A 20,535-nucleotide genomic window follows, 5' to 3' on the forward strand; every position below is an offset into this window, starting at 1 on the left:
CAGGCAGGCTGAATACTGCGACTGCGACTGAACACTATTTCTTATAAGCTACTTTCTCTGCTTTCTTACTCTCAGAATAATCGTAAAAACCTTCGCCCGATTTTACACCAAGCTTACCGGCCCTTACCATGTTTACCAATAATGGGCATGGGGCATATTTAGGGTTTTTAAAACCATCGTGCATTACGTGTAGTATCGACAGGCAAACATCAAGGCCAATAAAGTCGGCCAACTGCAGCGGACCCATTGGGTGTGCCATGCCTAACTTCATTACCGTATCTATTTCGTACACGCCGGCCACACCGTTGTAAAGGGTTTCTATCGCCTCGTTAATCATGGGCATAAGGATGCGGTTAGCCACAAACCCAGGATAGTCGTTAACCTCTACCGGTACTTTACCCAGTTTTTCAGACAGGTCCATTATCGACTTGGTAACTTCATCGGTAGTGTTGTAGCCACGGATAATTTCTACCAGTTTCATAATAGGCACGGGGTTCATAAAGTGCATGCCAATAACCTTATCCTGCCTGTTGGTTACCGCGGCAATTTGGGTAATAGAAATGGACGATGTATTGGTTGCCAGTATGGTGTTTTCGTCGCAAAAGGCATCCAGGTCTTTAAAAATTTTAAGTTTAAGGTCGACATTCTCGGTAGCGGCCTCAACAACCAGGTCTACATTTACCACACCATCCTGAATATCGGTATAAGTAATAATGTTGTTAATGGTTTTAATACGGTCTTCGTTAGTAATGGTGCCTTTGGCAACCATGCGCTCCAGGTTGGCGGCAATGGTAGCCATGCCTTTGTCTAACGATTTTTCTGACACATCAATAAGCTTAACGCTAAACCCGCTTTGTGCAAAGGTGTGTGCTATGCCGTTACCCATAGTTCCGGCGCCTATTACTGCTATGTTTTTCATGATTTTAGTTTGTATTTTGGATTGATTGTAGATTTTAATTCTGATATAAACGTTATTTCTACAGGGCCTAAATTAGTTAAGTTACCCTCTATAAAGGCCATAAGCTCTTTATAATTTTTATGGGAACTATATGATAAAGTGGCTATTTTTTTGTCTTTTATTGCGATGTAAGCAAAGTTGCTGATTTTTCCTTTATTTGTGTAAACACCTGTGTAATAGCCAGATATTTTCTTTATATTATATACTTTTTTTATCCCCAAACCTAATGTGCCTCTTATAATAATCTGCTGGTTTTTAATGCAGATTTTTTGGGGTTTTACAACACCACATATGCTGGCAAAAGTCATAAAAAATATAAGCAAGGATTCAACTAAGCGGTGATGATCTTTCCAGTTTATTATCGAAAAGATGGTAAGAGCGCTCAATACTACTGCAAACGGCAGAAATAGATAGGCTTCAAATTTAAATTTAGATTGAATCATTATTTTTTGCAGGCGAATAAGATTAGCTTAAGTCTATAAGTTCTGTAATTACATTAGTCTCCACTGTGCCAAGGTAATGCAGGTGGCGTTGAATGTGAATTCGTAATTCTTCGAAATTAGAATGGTACTGGCTGGAAATTTTAGCCACTTTACGGGTGCCTACCATTATATAAATGTAATTATGATGCATGTACCGCCCCGGCGCGCGCGATGTAAAATATCCGGTAATATCGTTTAAATAAAATAGCTGCCTTTTACCAAAGCCAAAAAAGTGGCGCACGGTAAGGGTATCATCATTAAAAGAGGCTTTAATAAGCTTTGTCCTAACGGTAGTAAATGATGATACTACTGCAATGCCCAAAATCACGTAGATAATTTTACCCCCAATAATAGTGGTAAAAAAGCTTTTAAATATGGATGCATGCCACAGCCCCGAACTTATAATAAGCACAAAAAAGGCTAAAGACATGTAGGCAGTATATCTAAATTTAGATGTCATTTTTGGCAAGAGATATAAAAATGCGCTCGCCAATATGCCAGTACATTACGGTACGATGATGGTCTACCGAACGTATAGCACCTTCTTTAGCCTTAGCTATAAGTTGCTTAACATCTATAAGTAAATTGGCCTGCAGCATTTATATTAGCTTTTAAAACACTCAATAATTCGGTGGGCTACACGTAGTGCTTCGGTGCCATCCTCTAATGTAACAACCGGGGTAGTATCATTATTTATAGCATCGGCAAAGGTTTCAAGCTCGTCTAAAATAGCATTGTTAGCCTCTACATCGGGGTTATCAAAATAGATTTGTTTTTTGATGCCCTCAGCGTTTTGAAGTATCATATCAAAATCGCCGGGAACTTCAGGCGCATCCTTCATTTTAACCACCTCGCATACCTTGTCTAAAAAGTCGACAGAAATGTAAGCATCCTTCTGGAAAAAGCGCGATTTACGCATATTTTTCATCGAGATGCGGCTGGCGGTAAGGTTTGCCACACAACCATTTTCAAACTCAATACGGGCGTTGGCTATATCGGGCGTATCGCTAATTACAGATACCCCACTGGCATAAATATTTTGCACCTTAGATTTTACCACGCTCAAAATCACATCAATATCATGAATCATAAGATCCAAAACCACAGGTACATCCGTTCCGCGCGGGTTAAATTCAGCCAGGCGGTGCGTTTCTATAAACATAGGGTTTTCGATCTTGTTTTTGGTGGCTGTAAAAGCGGGGTTAAAACGCTCTACATGGCCCACCTGGCCCTTAACATTTTGCTGTTTGGCAAGCAGCATAATTTCTTCGGCCTCTGCAAGGGTGTTGGCAATGGGCTTTTCTATAAACAGGTGTTTGCCGGCGTTTATAACCTCTATGGCGCAATCGTAATGCGAAAGGGTAGGGGTAACAATATCTACCACATCTACAGCGGCTATAAGACTGCTTATTGTATCAAATTTTTGGTATCCAAATTCGTGTGCAACTTTATCTGCATTTTCGCTGTTAGGGTCGTAAAAACCAACAAGCTCGTATTTTTGGGACTGGTTTAGCAAACGCAGGTGTATCTTTCCCAGATGGCCTGCGCCCAAAACGCCAACTTTTAGCATAAGAATATATTTTTATCAAAAATAAGATTATTTACAATCAATATCCAAAAAATAGCATTCAAAACACAGTTGACGTTGCGTTTATTTTTGTTACTAAAGTTATTTTAAGGTTTGGAAAATTAACAATTTCTTCACTATTTTTACCATTCAACAATATCTCCGTTTTGAAAGACACCGCCAAACATCAGGGACTTCGTAATCAATTGGTAAGCGTACTGCAGCAAAAAGGCATTACCGACAAAAATGTGCTGGAAGCTATCAAAAAAATTCCGAGGCACCTTTTTCTTAATTCCAGCTTTGAAGATTATGCCTACCAGGACAAGGCTTTCCCTATTGGTGCCGGGCAAACCATATCGCAGCCGTATACGGTGGCTTTCCAGAGCCAGCTGCTGCAGGTAGAAAAAGACCATAAAGTGCTCGAAATTGGTACCGGATCTGGTTACCAGACCGCCGTGCTGTACATGATGGGCGCCAAAGTGTATAGTGTAGAAAGGCAAAACGAGTTGTTTAAAACAACATCGTTACTGTTGCCTAAACTGGGCATAAGGCCCAAGCACCTTTCTTTTGGCGATGGCTACAAAGGCCTGCCCAACTACGGCCCGTTTGACAGCGTGATTGTAACCGCAGGTGCACCGCTTATACCAAAGCCGCTTATGGCGCAGCTAAAAATAGGGGGCAGGCTGGTAATACCTGTGGGCGGCGAAAACCAACCCCAGATAATGACACTGCTTATTAGAAAGAGTGAAACCCAGTTTGAAAAACATGAGCTGGGCGAATTTAGGTTTGTGCCATTGCTGGAAAATAAAAATTAATTATTCTGCTGTTGCGGAAGTGCCGTATAAACAAAAAGCCCTCTGCGAGGGCTTTTTTTATTTGAATTCTTTCTTAATCCTGTCCAGGTCGCGTTTGGTGTCTCGCTCTTTCATGGTTTCGCGTTTGTCGTAATTTTTCTTACCGCGGCACAAGCCAATTTCCAGTTTTGCCATACCTTTTTCGTTGGTAAACAGCCTAAGCGGAATAATGGTTAACCCTTGGTTCTGCACACTTTTTAAAAGGCTTTTAAGCTCTTTTTTATTCAGTAATAGCTTGCGCTCGCTTTTAGGCAGGTGGGTAAAGCTGCGGCTGTAGGCATACTCTTCTATGCTGGTGTTTATAGCAAACAGTTCGTGCTCATGAAATTCGCAAAAACTTTCGGCAATAGAAGCCTTGCCCAACCTGATGGATTTAATCTCAGATCCGGCCAATACAATACCCGCCGTATAACGGTCTAATATCTCGTAATCAAACCGGGCGCGCTTATTTAATATGTTAACAGTTTTTTGCATAAGGATTGCAAAGGTAAGCACAAATGTTTAATGCAGCAACAGCATTAAGAAAGTGTTACGGTTTTATACGCGTATGGCTAATTTTAGCGCCGGTAATGGTAATAATGTACAGGTTGCCAAACTCGGTTTCTGGTATATCTGTATAAACCTCGCTGCCCAGCAACTCGTTAATGGCCGCCGGTATGGTATTGCTGTGGCCTGTAATAAGCAGGGTTTTGCCCCTGTATTTGTTGGCTAAGCCCATGAGTGGCAGGGTAGGGTCGTATGTTTCAAAAAGGTGTTTATCCTGCGCTTCGGCAATTGGCCAGGCGGTAAGTGCCGTTATTTGGTACTGCGTTACAAAAAAGTAGTCTATAGGCTTGGCTTTAAAGTACTTTGCCCATTTTTGGGCACGGGTGGTACCGGCGGCCGAGAGTTCCGGGTCTTTACTGTTGTCGGCTTTTTCGGCATGCCTAATCAGGTAAATGGTGGTGGTAGCCTCCTGGCTGTAAAGGCTTGTAATTAAAAAAAGGCTGAATATGAGGTAAATTTGTTTCATAATACTATCGATTGCTACAGCTAATGCACATAGTGCTGCTTTATTTTATACTTTTGCGGTATGGAACAACCAGCCTCTAAAGACCCGATGCACGGCATTACCCTTAAAAAAATACTCGAAGACCTTGAGGGTTATTACGGATTTGATACCATGGCCGAATTTGTAAACATTAAATGTTTTAAAGATAACCCAAGTATTAAATCGAGCCTTACCTTTTTGCGCAAAACCGACTGGGCCCGCAAAAAGGTAGAAGAACTTTATATAAGGACATTGCCCAAATTAAAGGGTTAACCCTCGGCAATGCCTTTCCATTTTTTTATAGAGCGGGTTAAAAAGTACATGTAGATAAATATAAATAAAAGGTTGACATAAATTAAATGTCCGTAATTATCTCTCAGTAATTTTTCAAGGCTATTGTCGTAATCACTATTATTAGCGGTATACCTGGTATCTATCATGGTTAGTAAAATTGCATATAGAAGTGGTAAAAACCACGGCATCATCCATAAAAGATTGTTTAGTATAACATCTGAATAGCCTTTGTTTTCTTTACTGTTGCAGATGTAAATATAATATACCAACACAATTATAAAAATAGTAAGCCATAAACACAAAGAAAAATTGTAAGACGAGGCAGCTATGCCGGCAATTGTTGATATTATGCCTATTATTCCCGAAGCTACAAGCGCAATGAGCCAGTTTCTGCCCGATGTTACCCTGTAAGAAAATACAGCAAGCGACGTCATTATACCAAAGTACAGGTAAATAATGCCAACTTGTTTATCGAAATCCGGGTTTGCCCATGCCTGAGATATGGTGCTGTACGAACGGTTAAGCGCCTTAAATGGTACATAATATTTAGAGTACAGCGTTTTAGTGTCATTTTCAATTTTTAATTGGTACGATAAAGTATCGCTTTCTTTAGCGTTAACATTAGAATCAGCCACTACCTCTGTTGTAGTATATTGGCCATTATAATTACCATATACAACCTTTTCTACCCCTGCAATAACTATAGGGCTATTAAATGCAGGATAATCGTATACCAGGCTTAGCCATTTTTCAGGAGAAATGTTACTTTTTAAATTATGGCTCTTAGCAATTTTATCAAATTCTTTCATAACCCATAATACCGAATCTTTCCTGTTTTCTGTAAGCCAGCTTTTAACCCGGTGCTCCAACACAGTATCTTTTACAAAGCCCTGATAACTATAACTTTCTATGGTTTTATTTAGTAAAGATGTTAACACATAGGCTTTGCCATCAAAAATAACGGCGTCGTTTCGTCTTTGTAGATGGTTAGGGGCTTCATCATAGCCGTCATCTCTATATTCTGCCTCAATAAATATTGATGCCATGCTCAGGATATCGACGCGGCGAGAAAATTCTGCTTCGGTAAAATAACTCCTTATCCTAAAATCTTTAGCAAATAAAAAAGACGCACTATACGAGCAGTTAAGCAGGCATATAAGTGTTATCAGGCACCATTCTTTATACAGTACATTGGCACTTTGAGGATAGAATGATTTGTATGCATTGTTCCTGAAATAAAAAACGAGCCAAACAGTAAACACCAGTAATGCAATAAATACCGAAAAAAAGATAACTACCAAAGGGGTATCATCATAATATGATTCTCTTGGGTCGGTAAAGTTTATAGCGCCGTTTAAGTAGCCAATAATCAGGAAAATAATGTTGAATAGTATGGTAACCGCCAGCATGGGCACCAACTTTATATTCCATAAAAGGGGGTGGCGTAGCAATAGGTAATTTTGAATATTTTTAAACATGATGATGTGGCGGTTTAGGATACAAAAAAGCGTCTTGTAGAGTTAGAAATATTTCGGAAGTAGCCAAGCGGCACCTGTTGGTCTATCACCAGTTTTAAAAAGTGGGTTACTGTAGTGGCCGAAGTGAACGTGGCTATATACGTACCGCCATTAAATTGTAACGACACCAGGTTAAGCTCCTGTAGCACGTCGTTTAATGTGTTTTGTGTCCATTCGCTTTCAAACTCTATAACCAGTTGTTTTTCGTGCTGTGTATCTTCAGAATGGGCATCGTAAAGGTTTTTTTGCACGCCATTTTTAAGAAAGATAACCTGGTCTGATGTTTTTTCTACCTCATACAATTGCTGTGAGCTTAATATAATGCCCATCGGCCTGAACGGTGACTTTGCAATGGCCCTAAAATCTTCGAGCACTGTTTGTTGTGCCAGTATATCCAGGTTGGCCAGTGGCTCATCTATAAGCAGTACTTTGGGTTTCCTGAGCAGCATACGCGCCAGCTCGAAACGCATTTTATAACCCGACGATAAATTTTTCCAACTGTGTTTCCTGAATTTGCGTAAACCCAGCCTTGCAATAATAAGCTCTACAATTAAATTGTTCTCTTCGGGGCTGTAGCCATAGCTTGCTGCGGTAAAAACCAAATTTTCGTACATCGATCCGCGCCATGTGTCTGTGCGCTGCGGTATATATACCAGTTTGGTACGCAGGTCGTACAGGTCTTTATACGTAAAGTTATAAATAACCTGCCCGGCTGTAGCATACAACTCACCACACAAAAGGCGCAACAGGGTAGTTTTGCCGTTACCGTTTTCGCCCACAAGGCCTACAATGTCGCCTTCAAACAATTCTAAATTTACCGGCCCCAGCGCAAATGCCGCCGCCGAGTATGATTTTTTAACCTCGGTGGCCTCCAGTATTTTATATCGTTCGCTAAGGGGTTTATTAATCAGGGTGGCGTAAAGTTCATCGAGCAGGGCGTCGAGCTTTTGTTTGGTATCGGGGTGGTTTACATTGCTGTCCAGCCAGTCCAGCAGTGTATTGGCCTTTTGGTAAAAAGCTATATCGGCAGTATCTAATGTAAAATCTATAATTCGCTTTACAACAAGCGGGTAATCATCAAAGCGCAGTAGGTCGCGCACTTCTGTAAACTGTCTTTCAAATTCGTTCATTGGTGGTGGTGTAGGTATCAAATATACTTAACCGCCGCCAATAAACAACAAAAAAATCTTCCTCTTGTGGAAGAGGATTGCTACAACAGGTTTCTTATAATGATTAATAAAAAACATAAAAGAGGTAGCGCCATACAACACAGAAAGAAAGTTATTACATATTTGCCGTTATTGTATTTGTATCTTTCAATTAATATCTCATATCTATTTTTATAAAAAATCAGAAAATAGTTAATTACAACAAAGGGTATAAAAAAAAGAAGCAGAGACTCAAATAAGTCGCACCATGGCTTTGCAATGTAATTTTTTAAATTTAACTCATAAAAGCTTGAGCCTATAATATTTTCGAGTATCGTTATAAATACCATATAAGCAATTGCCATAGTAAACGACATTATCATCATCGATTTTAGTTTCCAAGCATAATCGTCGAAATTTCTTATTTTAACTATACAGTCTATCCAAATTGTATAATATAACGTTAGCATAATTATTTATTTATTATAGCGGTTTACTATACATAATGGTGTATTTACCCTATAGTTTTACCGCGGCAAATAAACAACAAAAAAATCTTCCCCTTGTGGGAGAAGATTCTAATTAATGTATGTTTTTTTAAACGCTATTATGGCGATACCACAATAGTTTTAACTATAGGCTCTGTAGCGGTTATAAAACGCAGTGTGTAAGTGCCCGGAAAGTTAGTTATAAACGAGTAAGGCTTATTTAAGGTAGTGTTTGTAGTGGTACATTCGCAGCCGGTTTTATTTACTAAAGCGCCAATATTTATAATTTTATTATCAGAAACTTCTGCTTCTTCAATAAACTGGCTAAAAGCTTCGCAGCTTGAGGTAGTTTTAAATACTACATCAAGCGTTACCGGCACGCCTACTTTTGTGCTATCGGCACCAATTACATTGTTGGTAGCAACGTAATACTGGCTAAAGCAGGTTGCAGAAGCGCTGTCATCACTCAAACTACAAGCAGTCAGTACCATTACGGTAGCAAATACTGCTATAAATTTAAATTTTAAAGTTTTCATATTCTATGTGTGTTTTGCTATAGATGAAAATTTAAACGAAAGGTTGCGTTACCATCAAAAAAAAGTTAGATAATTTGTACCGAAAATCCTGCTTTGTACTGTTTTCCTGCTTCCAGAAGTACAATGCCCTGTTTTTCAATAAGGTTGCCAAAGGTACTTTCAGGGTCAGAAAACCCCTGCCACGGCTCAATGCATAAAAACGGAGCATCTTGTTTTGTCCAGATGCCCAGGTGCGGAAAATCGGCAAAAGAAACTTTTATATACCCCTGATTATTTTTGTTGATGGTAACCGACTTCGATTCGAGTTGCTTAAAAATAAGCGCATCGTTCTCGAACAATTCGTATGATAACGGCAGCACGCCGCCTTCGGCAGGCAGTGTTACGGTTTTATCGCTAAGCAGGTCGTTTTTAAGCTGGGTGCTAACAAGTGGTTCGGCCTTTTCAAATTCAAGGCTATAGTTGCTAAAATTTTCCGGCAGGGCAAAAGCGGGGTGCGCCCCTAACGAGAAGGGCATGGCAGCTTCACCTTTGTTGGTAACGGTATAGTCGAGATAAAGGGTTTTATCCTTTAGCGTGTAGGTAAGCTCCAGTTCGAACTTAAAAGGATATACTTTTAGGGTATCGCTGCTATCCGATAGTGTAAAGGCTACGCTATCGTCTGCCTGGGTTTTTACGGAAAAGGCATTATCGCGTGCAAACCCATGACGGGTTAGTGCATGCACCTGGCCATTGTATAAATATGAGTTGTTTTTGAGGGTGCCCACAATGGGGAAAAGTATAGGCGAATGCTTGCCCCAAAACTTGGCGTTGCCCTCCCAGATGTATTCGTTATTTGTATCTTTTAAAGAATTAAGTTCGGCCCCCTGGGGGTTTATGGTTGCGGTAAGCGTTCCATTAGTAATCTTGATGTCCAAAAGTGAAATATTAAAGTGATATTTGTCTTTTTTCGGCCAGTGCTTTTATTTTGTGCGATGCCGTTTCGCCAAATATACTGCTTTCTCCGTAATATGTATCGCCCTCTACCAAGATGGCAAAATCGCCTATCTCAACGTTTAGCCAGGTATGGCCCTCGGCATCGGTAGACAGGCTGTACGTATAGCCTACAGAGGTTACATTTTCTTCCCAGGTTGGCATATAAAGCGAGTAGCGTAATGTTTTATTAAGCTCATAATCAACTACATTAAGCCTCCTATCCGGGTATTCTATAATCGTGGCAGGACTAATATCATAGTCGCCAAAGTCTTCGGGTAAAAATCCCCATTGGCGGATGTATTCCGGCTTGGTAAGTATTTCCCAAACCCTTGATGGCGAGGCTTCTATCCTGATGCTGTTTTTTACAATAAGTGATTTTCTCATAATACGTAATTTTAAAGGTGTGATTTTAAAAGTACTAAATACACGCCTCCTAAACCAACCATTTAACGATACTTTAAAAGGTGGCATAATTTTATAGCGCAAAAAAATCGCCTAAAATAATTAGGCGATTTGAATAATAGTGTCTTGTTAGTTGCTGTAAAAGAGATTGTTATATCCTTGAGTCGTCTCTTGTGTTTTTTACAAGCCCAATGCCGGCTATAAAAAATATCAGTCCTATTATACCATAAATGGCGGTTGTCTTAACGCTTTGCTCCTGAGTAGAGGTATTAGCAAATATGTAAGCTGCGTAAATAAGGCCAATGATACCCAAAATGGTAAGTATGGCGCCAAAAATTCTCTTTAAATTCATAATGTTTTGTTTTAAGTGTAGTTGATTACAAATTTCTGATTTATTTAATGTTTATGGTGCGTGTTTGTAAAAACATTAACATCAACGATAAAATGTAATCATACTTTTGGCGAAATGCCTGTGTTTACTGACTTTAAAATACCATCATAAATAAAGGACTACAAAAGTTATCTTAACCAAAAGTTATTTAGTCATAAAGTTCTAAAACATAAGGGTTTTATTGCTGAAATTTGAGTCGGGAAATAAGCTAAATGTCTAACCCTATAAGATTTAATGTTATGAAATTACTTTACATTCTGGTTGCAGTATTTGCAGTTTTGTTTTCGGGCTACATGCTTACAAACGATTTTACATTTAATCATACAAGCTTTAGTAACTACCTTATAAACACATTGTTTATTGTATTGCCATGCTGCCTGGGTATAGCCGGATTGTTTGCAATACTTGCCTATAGAAAAAAACATGCCGATAAAGATGTAATGACGATACGCCAGTACTATCAATATAGAAGCGCCCGTTAAACACACGGCTACGCTTTTTTAGAAAACACCCACGCTACCGGCGTGGGTGTTTTTGTTTTATGCTAAGATGTGAAACAAAAATGCCCCGCAATCGCGAGGCATTAGTTATTTATACGGCAGCTGTTATTCAGTTGCTTACCAGGTCAGTCTGGTTGCGGAAAACAAGATTGCCATCAAAACTATCCAGCAGTATAATACTATCTGTGGTAACTTTACCGCTTAGTATCTGTTTAGAAAGCTCGTTCATAACCTCTTTCTGGATAACACGTTTTACAGGGCGTGCACCAAAATCAGGGTCGTAGCCTTTTTTAGCCAGGTAATCAATAGCTTCGGGCGTGGCATCCAGCGTAATGTTTTGCTGTGCCAACAGCCTGGTGACCGATTTTACCTGTAACCCAACAATCTCTCTAATATTATCTGCGCTAAGCGGCGTAAACATTACAATATCATCAATACGGTTAATAAACTCAGGGCGAACCGTTTGCTTAAGCAATCCTAAAACTTCTACTTTGGCAGCCTCAATAGCCGCTTCTATATTGCCCTTAAGGTTTTCGAATTTTTCCTGTATAATACTGCTGCCCATGTTACTGGTCATTATTATAATGGTGTTCTTAAAGTCGGCAACACGGCCTTTGTTGTCGGTAAGGCGGCCTTCGTCAAGCACTTGCAGCAAGATGTTGAAGGTGTCAGGGTGCGCTTTCTCAATTTCGTCTAACAGCACCACACTGTATGGTTTTCTACGTACGGCTTCGGTAAGCTGGCCACCCTCATCATAACCCACGTATCCCGGAGGCGCACCCACAAGGCGACTCACGCTGTGGCGTTCCTGGTATTCGCTCATATCTATACGGGTCATGGCATTTTCATCGTCAAACAGGTAGGAAGCGAGGGCTTTCGCAAGTTCGGTTTTACCCACACCTGTTGTACCAAGAAACAGGAACGACCCAATAGGTTTCTTTTGGTCCTGCAATCCGGCACGGCTGCGGCGCACGGCATCGCTAACGGCCTCAATGGCTTCTTCCTGACCCACAACACGTTTGTGCAGTTCGTCTTCCAGCCTTAGTAGTTTTTCGCGTTCGCCCTGTAGCATTTTGGTAACCGGTATACCGGTCCATTTTGCAACCACTTCGGCAATATCGTCGCGCGTAACCTCTTCTTTAATAAGGCTTTTGCCATTTTGATTTTCATGAAGCTGGCCCTGCATGGCATCAAGTTTTTCCTGTGCCTGCTTAATTTTGCCGTAGCGTAATTCAGCTACTTTACCATAATCGCCATCGCGCTCAGCACGCTCGGCATCAATCTTATAGTTCTCAATTTCTGTCTTAATAGCCTGAATGCCATCAACCACATCTTTCTCGCTTTTCCAGCGGGCATAGATCTCGTTACGCTCTTCTTTTTGGTTGGCAAGCTCCATACCTAACGATTTTAGTTTGCTCTCATCGTTCTCGCGTTTAATGGCTTCAATCTCAATTTCAAGCTGCATAATCCTTCTGTCTAAAACATCCAGCTCTTCGGGCTTAGAGTTTATCTCCATCCTTATTTTAGAAGCGGCCTCATCCATAAGGTCGATAGCTTTGTCCGGAAGAAAACGGTTGGTAATATAGCGTTGCGACAGCTCTACCGCAGCTATAATAGCATCGTCTTTAATACGCACTTGGTGGTGGGTCTCGTATTTTTCTTTAATACCACGAAGTATTGATATTGCGCTTTCGGTATCGGGCTCGTCTACCATAACTTTTTGGAAACGACGCTCTAAGGCTTTATCTTTCTCGAAATATTTTTGGTACTCATCTAAAGTAGTGGCGCCTATAGCACGCAGCTCTCCACGAGCAAGCGCAGGTTTTAAAATGTTGGCGGCATCCATAGCGCCATCGCCACCACCGGCCCCCACAAGGGTGTGTATCTCGTCTATAAAGAGCACAATGTCGCCTTCCGCAGAGGTAACCTCTTTTACAACCGATTTTAATCGCTCTTCAAACTCACCTTTATACTTGGCACCCGCAATAAGGGCGCCCATATCTAACGAGTATACTACTTTATTTTTTAGGTTCTCCGGCACATCTCCCTGAATAATGCGGTGTGCCAAACCCTCGGCAATAGCGGTTTTACCAACTCCGGGCTCGCCCACAAGCATAGGGTTGTTTTTGGTACGGCGGCTAAGTATTTGCAACACGCGCCTAATTTCTTCGTCGCGGCCAATAACCGGGTCCAGCTTGCCGTCGTTAGCCAGCTTGTTAAGGTTTTTGGCGTATTTGTTAAGCGAGTTATAGGTTTCTTCGGCACTGGCCGATGTTACCCTTTCGCCCTTACGCATCTCGTCTATAGCGGCGCGAAGGCCTTTTTCGGTAACGCCCTGGTCTTTTAAAATCTGGGCTACCTTGCTTTTAGAGGCAAAAATGGCAAGCAGTAAATGCTCTATGCTTACAAATTCGTCGTTCATTTTTCGGGCAATATTAGATGCCTCTGTAAGCGATGTGCTTGCATCGCGCGATATACCCATTTCGCCACCCTGCACTTTAGGGAAGCTTTGTATGATGCTGTCTAATATCTGCCCAAAAAGCTGCAGGTTTACGTTAAGTTTTTTGAGTAGAAAAGGGGTAACATTTTCGTCGACCTCCAGTATAGCTTTTACAATATGCTCGTTTTCTATTTGCTGTTGGCCTAAGCCCTGGGCTATCTGCTGTGCCCTTTGTATGGCTTCCTGAGATTTTATAGTAAAATTGGCAAAGTTCATATCTTAAATTGTTTAATTTTGAAGAGTAATAGTCAATTTATATTCCAATAAGTAAAATCCGACAAAATGACCGATTTTGATTGAAATAACTCAATTAGAACCGACAAATTGTCTTAAAGTATGTCAATATGAGCCTTTTCAACAATATATTTGGTAGTTCTGATAGTAAAGATACTGCATCTAAAGCGATAGTGTGGAATGATTTAACAGATTTAAAACAGTTGGATACTATTGCTACAGAGTCGGCGGAAACACCCGTTATTATCTTTAAACACAGCACGCGCTGCTCTGTTAGCCGTATGGCTTTAAAGAATTTTGAAAGGGAATATGCTATTGATACCGATACTGCAAAGCCATATTTTCTTGACCTGATAGAGCATAGGGATGTTTCTAACGAAATTGCCTCCCGCTTTGGTGTAGTACACCAATCGCCGCAAATTATCCTTATCAAAAATGGCGAAGCGGTGTACACCACATCGCACAGCGATATTGATGCCGCTCATGTTAAGGGGAAAGTGTAGCAGTTAATTACTTGTTATCCAGATAATCTGCAACTACATCTTTTAAAGTGCTATAGCGTTTTAATATGTGGCCTTTATCATTTATTATAAGGTAAGTAGGATACGCGGTTATCCCTAAATTTTCTGTGGGGATATTTTTTTCAGGATATATTTGTTTGTAATTTTTCCAATTGTAGTTATGCTTTTTTAAGTAGTTACTCCATTTATCGTACGATTCATCTCTGGATATACCAACAACTTCGATATTATGACTTTTAAAATTGTTAAGCCTTTGGTTTATAATTTTATGATCGGCAACACACTGTGGGCAGTTCACGAACCAAAAATCGATAAGGTATAATTTACTGCTGCTGTTATCCGGTTTTTTAGCCATCCCCTTAGTATCCATAAGATTGTAATCGGAAAGTTTAAATTTCTTTGGGGTAAGCCAATTTTGCAACGACCCATAGTCTGACATATAACCGTATTTTATACTGTCGTTCTGGTTTTTAATCTTATGCTCTAAAATCTTCAATTTGTCAATATTATTTTGATGGTAAATCATATAATTAGCTGATACTACGTTAGAAAAGCAGTCATCAAAATGGGCGTCTATTTTATCTAACAGGTATTTATCCCGCTTCAGGCTATCCTTGCATTTATCAAATGCATCAAGTTGCTTAAAAAAAGAGGCAAACTCATAATAAACAGGTGCATTGTATACAGTGTCTATTACAACTTCTTTATTAGCAAGGTGTAGCTTTACTTTCGGGTTGCCGTTATCCAGCCAAAACTCGTTCGAATAATGTTTTCCGTTGGCATAAAAGGCAATTAGGTAAATGTGCGGCACTTTTTTACTGAAGGTAGCCACTACCTTTTCTGTGGCTTTAAAACTGTGCCAGTGTATGCACTCCTTTTCGGTTACAACAATGCTGTCCGGCTTAACATCAGCGGTATAATTTATGGTAATAACTGTTTTATTTTTATCTACAGGATCAGTATTTTCTTTCTTGCAGGAAAATAAGACTATAGCTAAAAGCAAGAGTGTAATTTTGTTCATAAAAACAAGATAGTTAGGTGGTTATAAATACAACGCTGCTGTAAATATAAAAGTATGTAATCCTATCTTATAAGTATGATGCAGAGGGCTTAATCTACCAGAATATTTTCCGGCCTTATCTCGTCCTCATTCAGGCCCAGGTCGGTAATAAGCAGCAACGCAATTACCTTCTCAATTTCTTTAGTATTTACCGTTGCTTTGCGCCTTGATTGCAGGTAGTGCTGGCGTGTCATTTTTTCGGCAACCTGTCCAACGGTGTCCCGGTCGAAATAACGCGCCGTTTTTTTAGAAGCCCATAGCCCTATGTAGGATAAAATTAACGGATAGGCAAACCTGAATTTAAAGAACACCCCAACTAACGATATTACAAGGGCTAAAAACAATACAGCCAACAGCCAGCCCGGTGGCTGTAGCAAATTGAGCTGCATGCCCAATTTTTGATCCAGTTGCTTAATGTGCCTGCGCCTGTTTTGTGTAGTAAAAAGTTGTTCTAATTGCGTGCCCGGTGTAATGGTAGCAGCATCTACAGCAAGTATAGCGGCAATGGCATCGCGCAACTTGTAAAAGGCTTGCTGGGTGGTGCAATTCTCTTCCTGCGGCGCGGGAATTTTACGTGCCACACACTCACAAAACTGCTTAATGGTAAGGCCTATAGGCAAATCCTGAGGCTGTAATTTTACACCAAAAGATTTTTCTACACCAATAAAGAAATCATGTAAATCGTAAGGATCAATTCCTATAGATCGCTGCGGGCTCATAAACTTTTTTTAGGGGCTGCAAACTTACTTGTTTTTGCCCTGTTTTAAGCAGGCATTGTTATTTTGTTAACAATTTTATAAGCGTCTTTATTTCAGTAATTTAATGTGTAGAATTTTGAGTGAATAGTTACAGCGCCTTCTCCATCTTAGTTACAATCTCATCTAAACAAAGATTGTTGATGCTTCCCTCGTGGGTGTGTTTAGTGGCCTTTGGCGATGTAAACGTACCGTTATCTACCTGTTCGCCCACAATTTTATAAGCATCTCTAAAAGGTACGCCTGCGGTAACCAATTCGTTTAGCGAATCGACCGTAAACAGGTAATCGTATTTTTTATCGTCGAGTATGTTTTCGTTGACTTTAATTTCTTTGATAGAATAATGCGCCATCTCTAAGCACGATTTTAGTGTTTGAAGCGCGGGGAATAACCCCTCTTTTAGTAACTGAAATTCCCTGTGGTAACCGCTTGGCAGGTTGTTTGTTATAAGAGTAAGCTCATATGGCAGTGCCTGTATTTTGTTGCATTTGCCACGTATCAGCTCAAAAATATCAGGGTTTTTTTTATGCGGCATAATGCTGCTGCCTGTAGTTAAATGCTGCGGCAGGCTTATAAAATTGAAATTTTGGCTCAGGTACAGGCAAATATCCATAGATAATTTAGAGAGCGTACCCGCCACCGATGCCATGGCAAAAGCAGTGGTTTTCTCAACCTTACCGCGGCTCATTTGCGCAGCAACCGAATTGTATTTTAACGTTGCAAAGCCCATTTCCTGCGTTGTAAACGTCCTGTCGATAGGGAAGGAGCTGCCATAACCCGCCGCCGATCCTAACGGGTTCTGGTCGGCTACAGTTAATGCTGCGTTTAGCATGGTTATGTCGTCTATCAAAGTCTCGGCATACGCCGAAAACCACATGCCAAAAGATGATGGCATAGCCACCTGAAAATGCGTGTAGCCCGGTAACAATATGTTTTGGTATTGGTTGCTCAGGTTTATAAGCAGGTCAAATAATTCTTTAACCTGGTTTTTAATGGTCTGGATTTCGGCCTTTAAATACAAATGCACATCGGTAAGTACCTGGTCGTTACGCGAACGTGCCACATGTATTTTTTTACCGGTATCGCCAAGTTTTTCTATAAGCAGGTATTCTACCTTGCTGTGCACATCTTCAAAACTGTCTTCTATAGTAAAATTGCCCTCCTTAATAATTGCAAGGATATCTTGTAAGGCAGCCACCAAGTCGTTTGTTTCCTGTGGGGTAAGCAAGGCGGTTTTGCCCAGCATTTTAGCATGGGCTATAGAGCCAATAACATCGTACTCGGCTAATACTAAGTCGAGTTCGCGGTCGTTGCCCACAGTAAATAGGTCGGTTTTTTTATCGGTAGGTATGCCTTTTTCCCAGAGTTTCATTGGTTGTAATTATTTGTTTTTGCCACGAATTACACTAATTCCACCAATTAGATAGTGTTTATGTGTATACCGTGCAAATTATTCAGGTTGAGATGCGGCAGCTTGTGCCGGTATAGTATCTTGTTTAAGGAATTTAGAAAGTATTTTAATATACAATTCTACTCCCTCTTCAATTTCATTAATGTAAATAAATTCGTCGGCGCTGTGCGACCTTGGCGAATAGCCTGGGCCAAGCTTAAGCGACTGGCAACTTAAAACCGATTGGTCGCTTAATGTGGGCGACCCGTAGGTTGTCCTTCCCAGTTCTATACCCGCAAGTACCAAATCGTGGCCTTTAGGTATTGATGATGAGTTAAGGTGCAGCGAGCGCGGTGTTACCTTTGCTTTACTGCCTATTTCTTTTCGGATAATTTCAAGCACTTCTATATTAGTGTAGCAATCGTTTACACGAACATCTACCACCAAATTACAGTCAGACGGTACTACGTTGTGCTGCTTGCCGGCGTTAATGCCTGTAACCGTCATTTTCATTGGCCCCAAAACATCGGAAACTTTTTCGAACCTAAAATCCCTGAACCACTCTATAACCGGTATGGCATTGTAAATAGATACATTATCGTTAGGGTGGGCGGCATGGCCGGGTGTACCCTCCACAAGCACATCTAAAACCAGCAGGCCTTTTTCGGCAATAGCCAGTTGCATTTCGGTAGGTTCGCCCACAATGGCGCAATCCAGTTCGGGCAGGTGTTTAAGCACGCTGTTAAGCCCGTTTGGCCCGCTGCTTTCTTCCTCGGCCGATGCCACAACCACAAGGTTGTACGGCAGGTTTTCGGCTTCATAAAAATAGGCAAAGGCAGCCAGTAAAGACACCAGGCATCCGCCGGCATCGTTACTGCCAAGGCCAAACAATTTGCCGTCTTTCTCTAAAGGTTCTAACGGGTTAAGCGTGTAGCCCAAATTGGGTTTAACCGTGTCGTGGTGCGAATTTAGCAGCAGGGTAGGCCTGCCATTCTGTTTATATTTATTAAACGCCCAAATGTTATTGTTTTCGCGTTCAAACGGTATGTTATTGTTGTTAAACCAGGCTTCTATAAGCAGTGCGGTACCCTCTTCTTCACTCGAAAAAGACTGCGTTGCAATAAGCCGTTTTAATAATTGTATTGCCTCTTGTGTTAAGGTATGTATAGATTTGCCACTCATGCACTTGTTTTTTGGTTAGGCCGTTACCAGCGTAAAAATGCTGTTGTTTTTTTTCAGCATTTCGGGGCTTCCTATGCCAATTTTAGAAACCCCCTGCTGCAGGGCATTAAAGCAGTTTTCCAGCTTGGGCAGCATGCCGGAGTGGATAACTTTTTGCTCGCGCAGTTGTTGGTAGGCTTCAAAAGTAAGGTTTTTTATAACAGATTCCTCATCTTCGGCATCCATCAGCACACCTTTTTTCTCAAAACAATACAGCAGGTTCACATCAAAATAGTTGCTGCAGGCCACGGCAAGAGTGCTTGCAATAGTATCGGCATTGGTATTAAGCAGCTGGCCAGCACCATCGTGCGTTATGGCGCAAAATACCGGTACCACGTTTTGAAGCAGTAACACCTGAATCAGCGCTGCATTAACGGCAACCACATCGCCAACAAAGCCAAAATCAACGGCGGCATTTTTTCTTTTTTCAGATAGTATAAGGTTACCATCGGCACCGGTAAAGCCCATAGCGTTGTTTTGTAAAGCCTGTAGCTGCGCGGTAATATCTTTATTAATAAGCCCGGCATACGTCATAACCGCAACATCAAGCATGGGCTTATCGGTAATGCGGCGGCCTTCATGAAAAACGGCTGCAATACCAAGGCCCTCGGCAGTTTTGGTGGCAATTTTACCACCGCCGTGTACCAGTATCTTATAGCCTTCTATAGCGGCAAAATCTGAGAGGAATGCCTTTAAAGCTGACTCGTTATCTATTACATTGCCGCCAATTTTTACAATTGTAAGCTGGGGTTTATTTTCCATCTTCCAGAATTTTTGTCAGTATAGCCTGTGCGGCATACGTACGGTTATTGGCCTGCGGAATAACAATCGATGCACCGCTATCGAGCACAGCATCAGTCACAATCATGTTACGGCGAACGGGCAGGCAGTGCATAAATTTACCATTGCTGGTAAGCGCCATCTTTTCGGTTGTAACCGTCCACGACGGGTCTTTACTTGTAATCTGGCCATAATCTATATAGCTGCTCCAGTTTTTTGCATAAATAAAATCGGCATCTTTAAACGCCTCGTCCTGGTTGTGTGTAATGGTAACACCGGCTGTAAATTCGGGGTTAAGTTCATAACCTTCCGGGTGGGTAATTACAAAATCAACATTAGCCTTTTTCATCACCTTTACAAAAGAGTTGGGTACCGCATGGGGCAATGCCTTGGGGTGCGGCGCCCAGGTAAGCACCACTTTTGGGCGGGCAACCGTTTTATATTCTTCAACCGTAAGAGCATCGGCAACAGCCTGTAACGGGTGTTCGGTAGAGCCTTCAAGGCTTATAACCGGTACCGATGCATATTTTTTAAAAGCATTTATAACCTGCTCTTCTTCGTCTTTTTCTTTATCGGTAAGGGTAGGAAAGCTACGCACGGCAATAATATCGCAGTATTGCGAAACCACCTGTGCTGCCTCCTTAATATGTTCGGCTTTGTTGCCATCCATAACCACACCGTCTTCAAATTCCAGCAGCCAGCCCTCGGTATTAAGGTTCATTACAATAGCGTGCATGCCTAAATTAAGCGCCGCTTTTTGTGTGCTGAGCCTTGTTCTTAAACTCGGGTTAAAAAACAACAGGCCAAGGGTTTTGTTTTTGCCCAAACCGGCATTAGCAAAAGGTTCTGCTTTAATGGCTTTGGCTAACGATACCAGTTCGTTAAGATCTTGAATATCATCTACGGAAGTGAAGTTTTTCATTTCTTTTAGTTGT

General features: G+C 41.0%; 24 protein-coding genes. 4 read left to right on the plus strand and 20 right to left on the minus strand.

Features of this window, described 5'->3' with window-relative positions; translation table 11 throughout:
• Positions 1 to 34: 34 nt before the first annotated feature.
• Genes G509_RS0110675 through G509_RS0110695 form a run of 5 tightly spaced genes read right to left on the minus strand, consistent with a single transcriptional unit; the run spans position 35 to position 3,010 of the window.
• Positions 35 to 919 carry a 3-hydroxyacyl-CoA dehydrogenase family protein gene (locus tag G509_RS0110675; protein ID WP_026991533.1) on the minus strand — a complete coding sequence of 295 codons (885 nt, stop codon included), beginning with the start codon at positions 917 to 919 and terminating at the stop codon, positions 35 to 37.
• Positions 916 to 1,401, minus strand: a complete 486-nt coding sequence (locus G509_RS21860) for a hypothetical protein (protein WP_035738877.1) — start codon at positions 1,399 to 1,401, stop codon at positions 916 to 918. Before G509_RS21860 ends, G509_RS0110675 begins: the two co-directional genes overlap by 4 nt.
• A gap of 22 nt (positions 1,402 to 1,423) precedes the next feature.
• On the minus strand, positions 1,424 to 1,900 hold the full coding sequence (locus G509_RS0110685) for a hypothetical protein (protein WP_026991535.1): 477 nt from the start codon (positions 1,898 to 1,900) through the stop codon (positions 1,424 to 1,426).
• Complete coding sequence (locus tag G509_RS23340) at positions 1,890 to 2,039, minus strand: DUF1016 N-terminal domain-containing protein (RefSeq protein ID WP_242604887.1); 150 nt, start codon at positions 2,037 to 2,039, stop codon at positions 1,890 to 1,892. The genes G509_RS0110685 and G509_RS23340 overlap by 11 nt, the downstream gene beginning before the upstream one ends.
• A gap of 5 nt (positions 2,040 to 2,044) precedes the next feature.
• Positions 2,045 to 3,010 (minus strand): Gfo/Idh/MocA family protein, encoded by a 966-nt coding sequence (locus G509_RS0110695; RefSeq protein WP_026991536.1) that lies wholly within the window; start codon positions 3,008 to 3,010, stop codon positions 2,045 to 2,047.
• Between the two features lie 164 nt (positions 3,011 to 3,174).
• Here G509_RS0110695 and G509_RS0110700 point away from each other — a divergent pair, with 164 nt between their 5' ends.
• Complete coding sequence (locus G509_RS0110700) at positions 3,175 to 3,822, plus strand: protein-L-isoaspartate(D-aspartate) O-methyltransferase (RefSeq protein ID WP_026991537.1); 648 nt, start codon at positions 3,175 to 3,177, stop codon at positions 3,820 to 3,822.
• Between the two features lie 57 nt (positions 3,823 to 3,879).
• Here G509_RS0110700 and smpB read toward each other — a convergent pair whose 3' ends face one another.
• Together smpB and G509_RS0110710 are read right to left on the minus strand one after the other, a co-directional pair.
• On the minus strand, positions 3,880 to 4,335 hold the full coding sequence (gene smpB / locus G509_RS0110705) for an SsrA-binding protein SmpB (RefSeq protein WP_026991538.1): 456 nt from the start codon (positions 4,333 to 4,335) through the stop codon (positions 3,880 to 3,882).
• Positions 4,336 to 4,390: 55 nt separating this feature from the next.
• Entirely contained in the window at positions 4,391 to 4,873 is a 483-nt protein-coding gene (locus tag G509_RS0110710; RefSeq protein ID WP_026991539.1) for a phosphoglycerate mutase family protein, read from the minus strand.
• A gap of 60 nt (positions 4,874 to 4,933) precedes the next feature.
• Between G509_RS0110710 and G509_RS0110715 the strand changes: the two genes are divergently transcribed.
• Complete coding sequence (locus G509_RS0110715; RefSeq protein ID WP_026991540.1) at positions 4,934 to 5,164, plus strand: VF530 family protein; 231 nt, start codon at positions 4,934 to 4,936, stop codon at positions 5,162 to 5,164.
• Here G509_RS0110715 and G509_RS0110720 read toward each other — a convergent pair.
• From G509_RS0110720 to G509_RS0110750, 6 genes are all read right to left on the minus strand, one after another.
• Positions 5,161 to 6,663 carry a hypothetical protein gene (locus G509_RS0110720; protein ID WP_026991541.1) on the minus strand — a complete coding sequence of 501 codons (1,503 nt, stop codon included), beginning with the start codon at positions 6,661 to 6,663 and terminating at the stop codon, positions 5,161 to 5,163. The genes G509_RS0110715 and G509_RS0110720 overlap by 4 nt on opposite strands.
• A gap of 14 nt (positions 6,664 to 6,677) precedes the next feature.
• Positions 6,678 to 7,832, minus strand: coding sequence for an ABC transporter ATP-binding protein (locus G509_RS0110725; RefSeq protein WP_026991542.1), 1,155 nt, complete (start codon positions 7,830 to 7,832; stop codon positions 6,678 to 6,680).
• A 625-nt stretch (positions 7,833 to 8,457) separates the two neighbouring features.
• Positions 8,458 to 8,874: a hypothetical protein gene (locus G509_RS0110735; RefSeq protein WP_026991544.1), complete on the minus strand. Its 417-nt coding sequence runs from the start codon at positions 8,872 to 8,874 to the stop codon at positions 8,458 to 8,460.
• Between the two features lie 65 nt (positions 8,875 to 8,939).
• Complete coding sequence (locus G509_RS0110740; RefSeq protein ID WP_026991545.1) at positions 8,940 to 9,788, minus strand: aldose 1-epimerase family protein; 849 nt, start codon at positions 9,786 to 9,788, stop codon at positions 8,940 to 8,942.
• 10 nt (positions 9,789 to 9,798) lie between these two features.
• Complete coding sequence (locus G509_RS0110745) at positions 9,799 to 10,230, minus strand: SRPBCC family protein (protein ID WP_035739056.1); 432 nt, start codon at positions 10,228 to 10,230, stop codon at positions 9,799 to 9,801.
• A gap of 169 nt (positions 10,231 to 10,399) precedes the next feature.
• The gene (locus tag G509_RS0110750) at positions 10,400 to 10,600 is read right to left on the minus strand and encodes a hypothetical protein (RefSeq protein ID WP_026991547.1); all 201 of its coding nucleotides are present in this window, start codon (positions 10,598 to 10,600) and stop codon (positions 10,400 to 10,402) included.
• A gap of 278 nt (positions 10,601 to 10,878) precedes the next feature.
• Here G509_RS0110750 and G509_RS0110755 point away from each other — a divergent pair, with 278 nt between their 5' ends.
• Positions 10,879 to 11,121: a hypothetical protein gene (locus G509_RS0110755; protein ID WP_131450752.1), complete on the plus strand. Its 243-nt coding sequence runs from the start codon at positions 10,879 to 10,881 to the stop codon at positions 11,119 to 11,121.
• Between the two features lie 127 nt (positions 11,122 to 11,248).
• Here the strand turns inward: G509_RS0110755 and clpB are convergent, their stop codons facing one another.
• A complete protein-coding gene (gene clpB, locus G509_RS0110760) occupies positions 11,249 to 13,855 on the minus strand; it encodes an ATP-dependent chaperone ClpB (RefSeq protein ID WP_026991549.1) in 2,607 nt (868 codons plus the stop codon).
• A gap of 128 nt (positions 13,856 to 13,983) precedes the next feature.
• Here clpB and ytxJ point away from each other — a divergent pair, with 128 nt between their 5' ends.
• On the plus strand, positions 13,984 to 14,376 hold the full coding sequence (ytxJ, locus tag G509_RS0110765; protein ID WP_026991550.1) for a bacillithiol system redox-active protein YtxJ: 393 nt from the start codon (positions 13,984 to 13,986) through the stop codon (positions 14,374 to 14,376).
• 7 nt (positions 14,377 to 14,383) lie between these two features.
• Here ytxJ and G509_RS0110770 read toward each other — a convergent pair whose 3' ends face one another.
• The 6 genes from G509_RS0110770 to G509_RS0110795 form a co-directional block, all read right to left on the minus strand.
• Positions 14,384 to 15,415 (minus strand): TlpA family protein disulfide reductase, encoded by a 1,032-nt coding sequence (locus G509_RS0110770; RefSeq protein WP_026991551.1) that lies wholly within the window; start codon positions 15,413 to 15,415, stop codon positions 14,384 to 14,386.
• 89 nt (positions 15,416 to 15,504) lie between these two features.
• A complete protein-coding gene (locus G509_RS0110775; RefSeq protein ID WP_026991552.1) occupies positions 15,505 to 16,173 on the minus strand; it encodes a hypothetical protein in 669 nt (222 codons plus the stop codon).
• 127 nt (positions 16,174 to 16,300) lie between these two features.
• Positions 16,301 to 17,581, minus strand: coding sequence for an argininosuccinate lyase (gene argH, locus G509_RS0110780; RefSeq protein ID WP_026991553.1), 1,281 nt, complete (start codon positions 17,579 to 17,581; stop codon positions 16,301 to 16,303).
• A gap of 78 nt (positions 17,582 to 17,659) precedes the next feature.
• Positions 17,660 to 18,781, minus strand: coding sequence for a M20 family metallo-hydrolase (locus G509_RS0110785; RefSeq protein ID WP_026991554.1), 1,122 nt, complete (start codon positions 18,779 to 18,781; stop codon positions 17,660 to 17,662).
• Between the two features lie 15 nt (positions 18,782 to 18,796).
• Entirely contained in the window at positions 18,797 to 19,582 is a 786-nt protein-coding gene (argB, locus tag G509_RS0110790) for an acetylglutamate kinase (protein WP_026991555.1), read from the minus strand.
• On the minus strand, positions 19,572 to 20,522 hold the full coding sequence (locus tag G509_RS0110795) for an N-acetylornithine carbamoyltransferase (RefSeq protein ID WP_026991556.1): 951 nt from the start codon (positions 20,520 to 20,522) through the stop codon (positions 19,572 to 19,574). Before G509_RS0110795 ends, argB begins: the two co-directional genes overlap by 11 nt.
• Between the last annotated feature and the right edge of the window lie 13 nt (positions 20,523 to 20,535).

It is taken from the genome of Flavobacterium subsaxonicum WB 4.1-42 = DSM 21790, assembly GCF_000422725.1.
Classification (GTDB): Bacteria; Bacteroidota; Bacteroidia; order Flavobacteriales; family Flavobacteriaceae; genus Flavobacterium; species Flavobacterium subsaxonicum.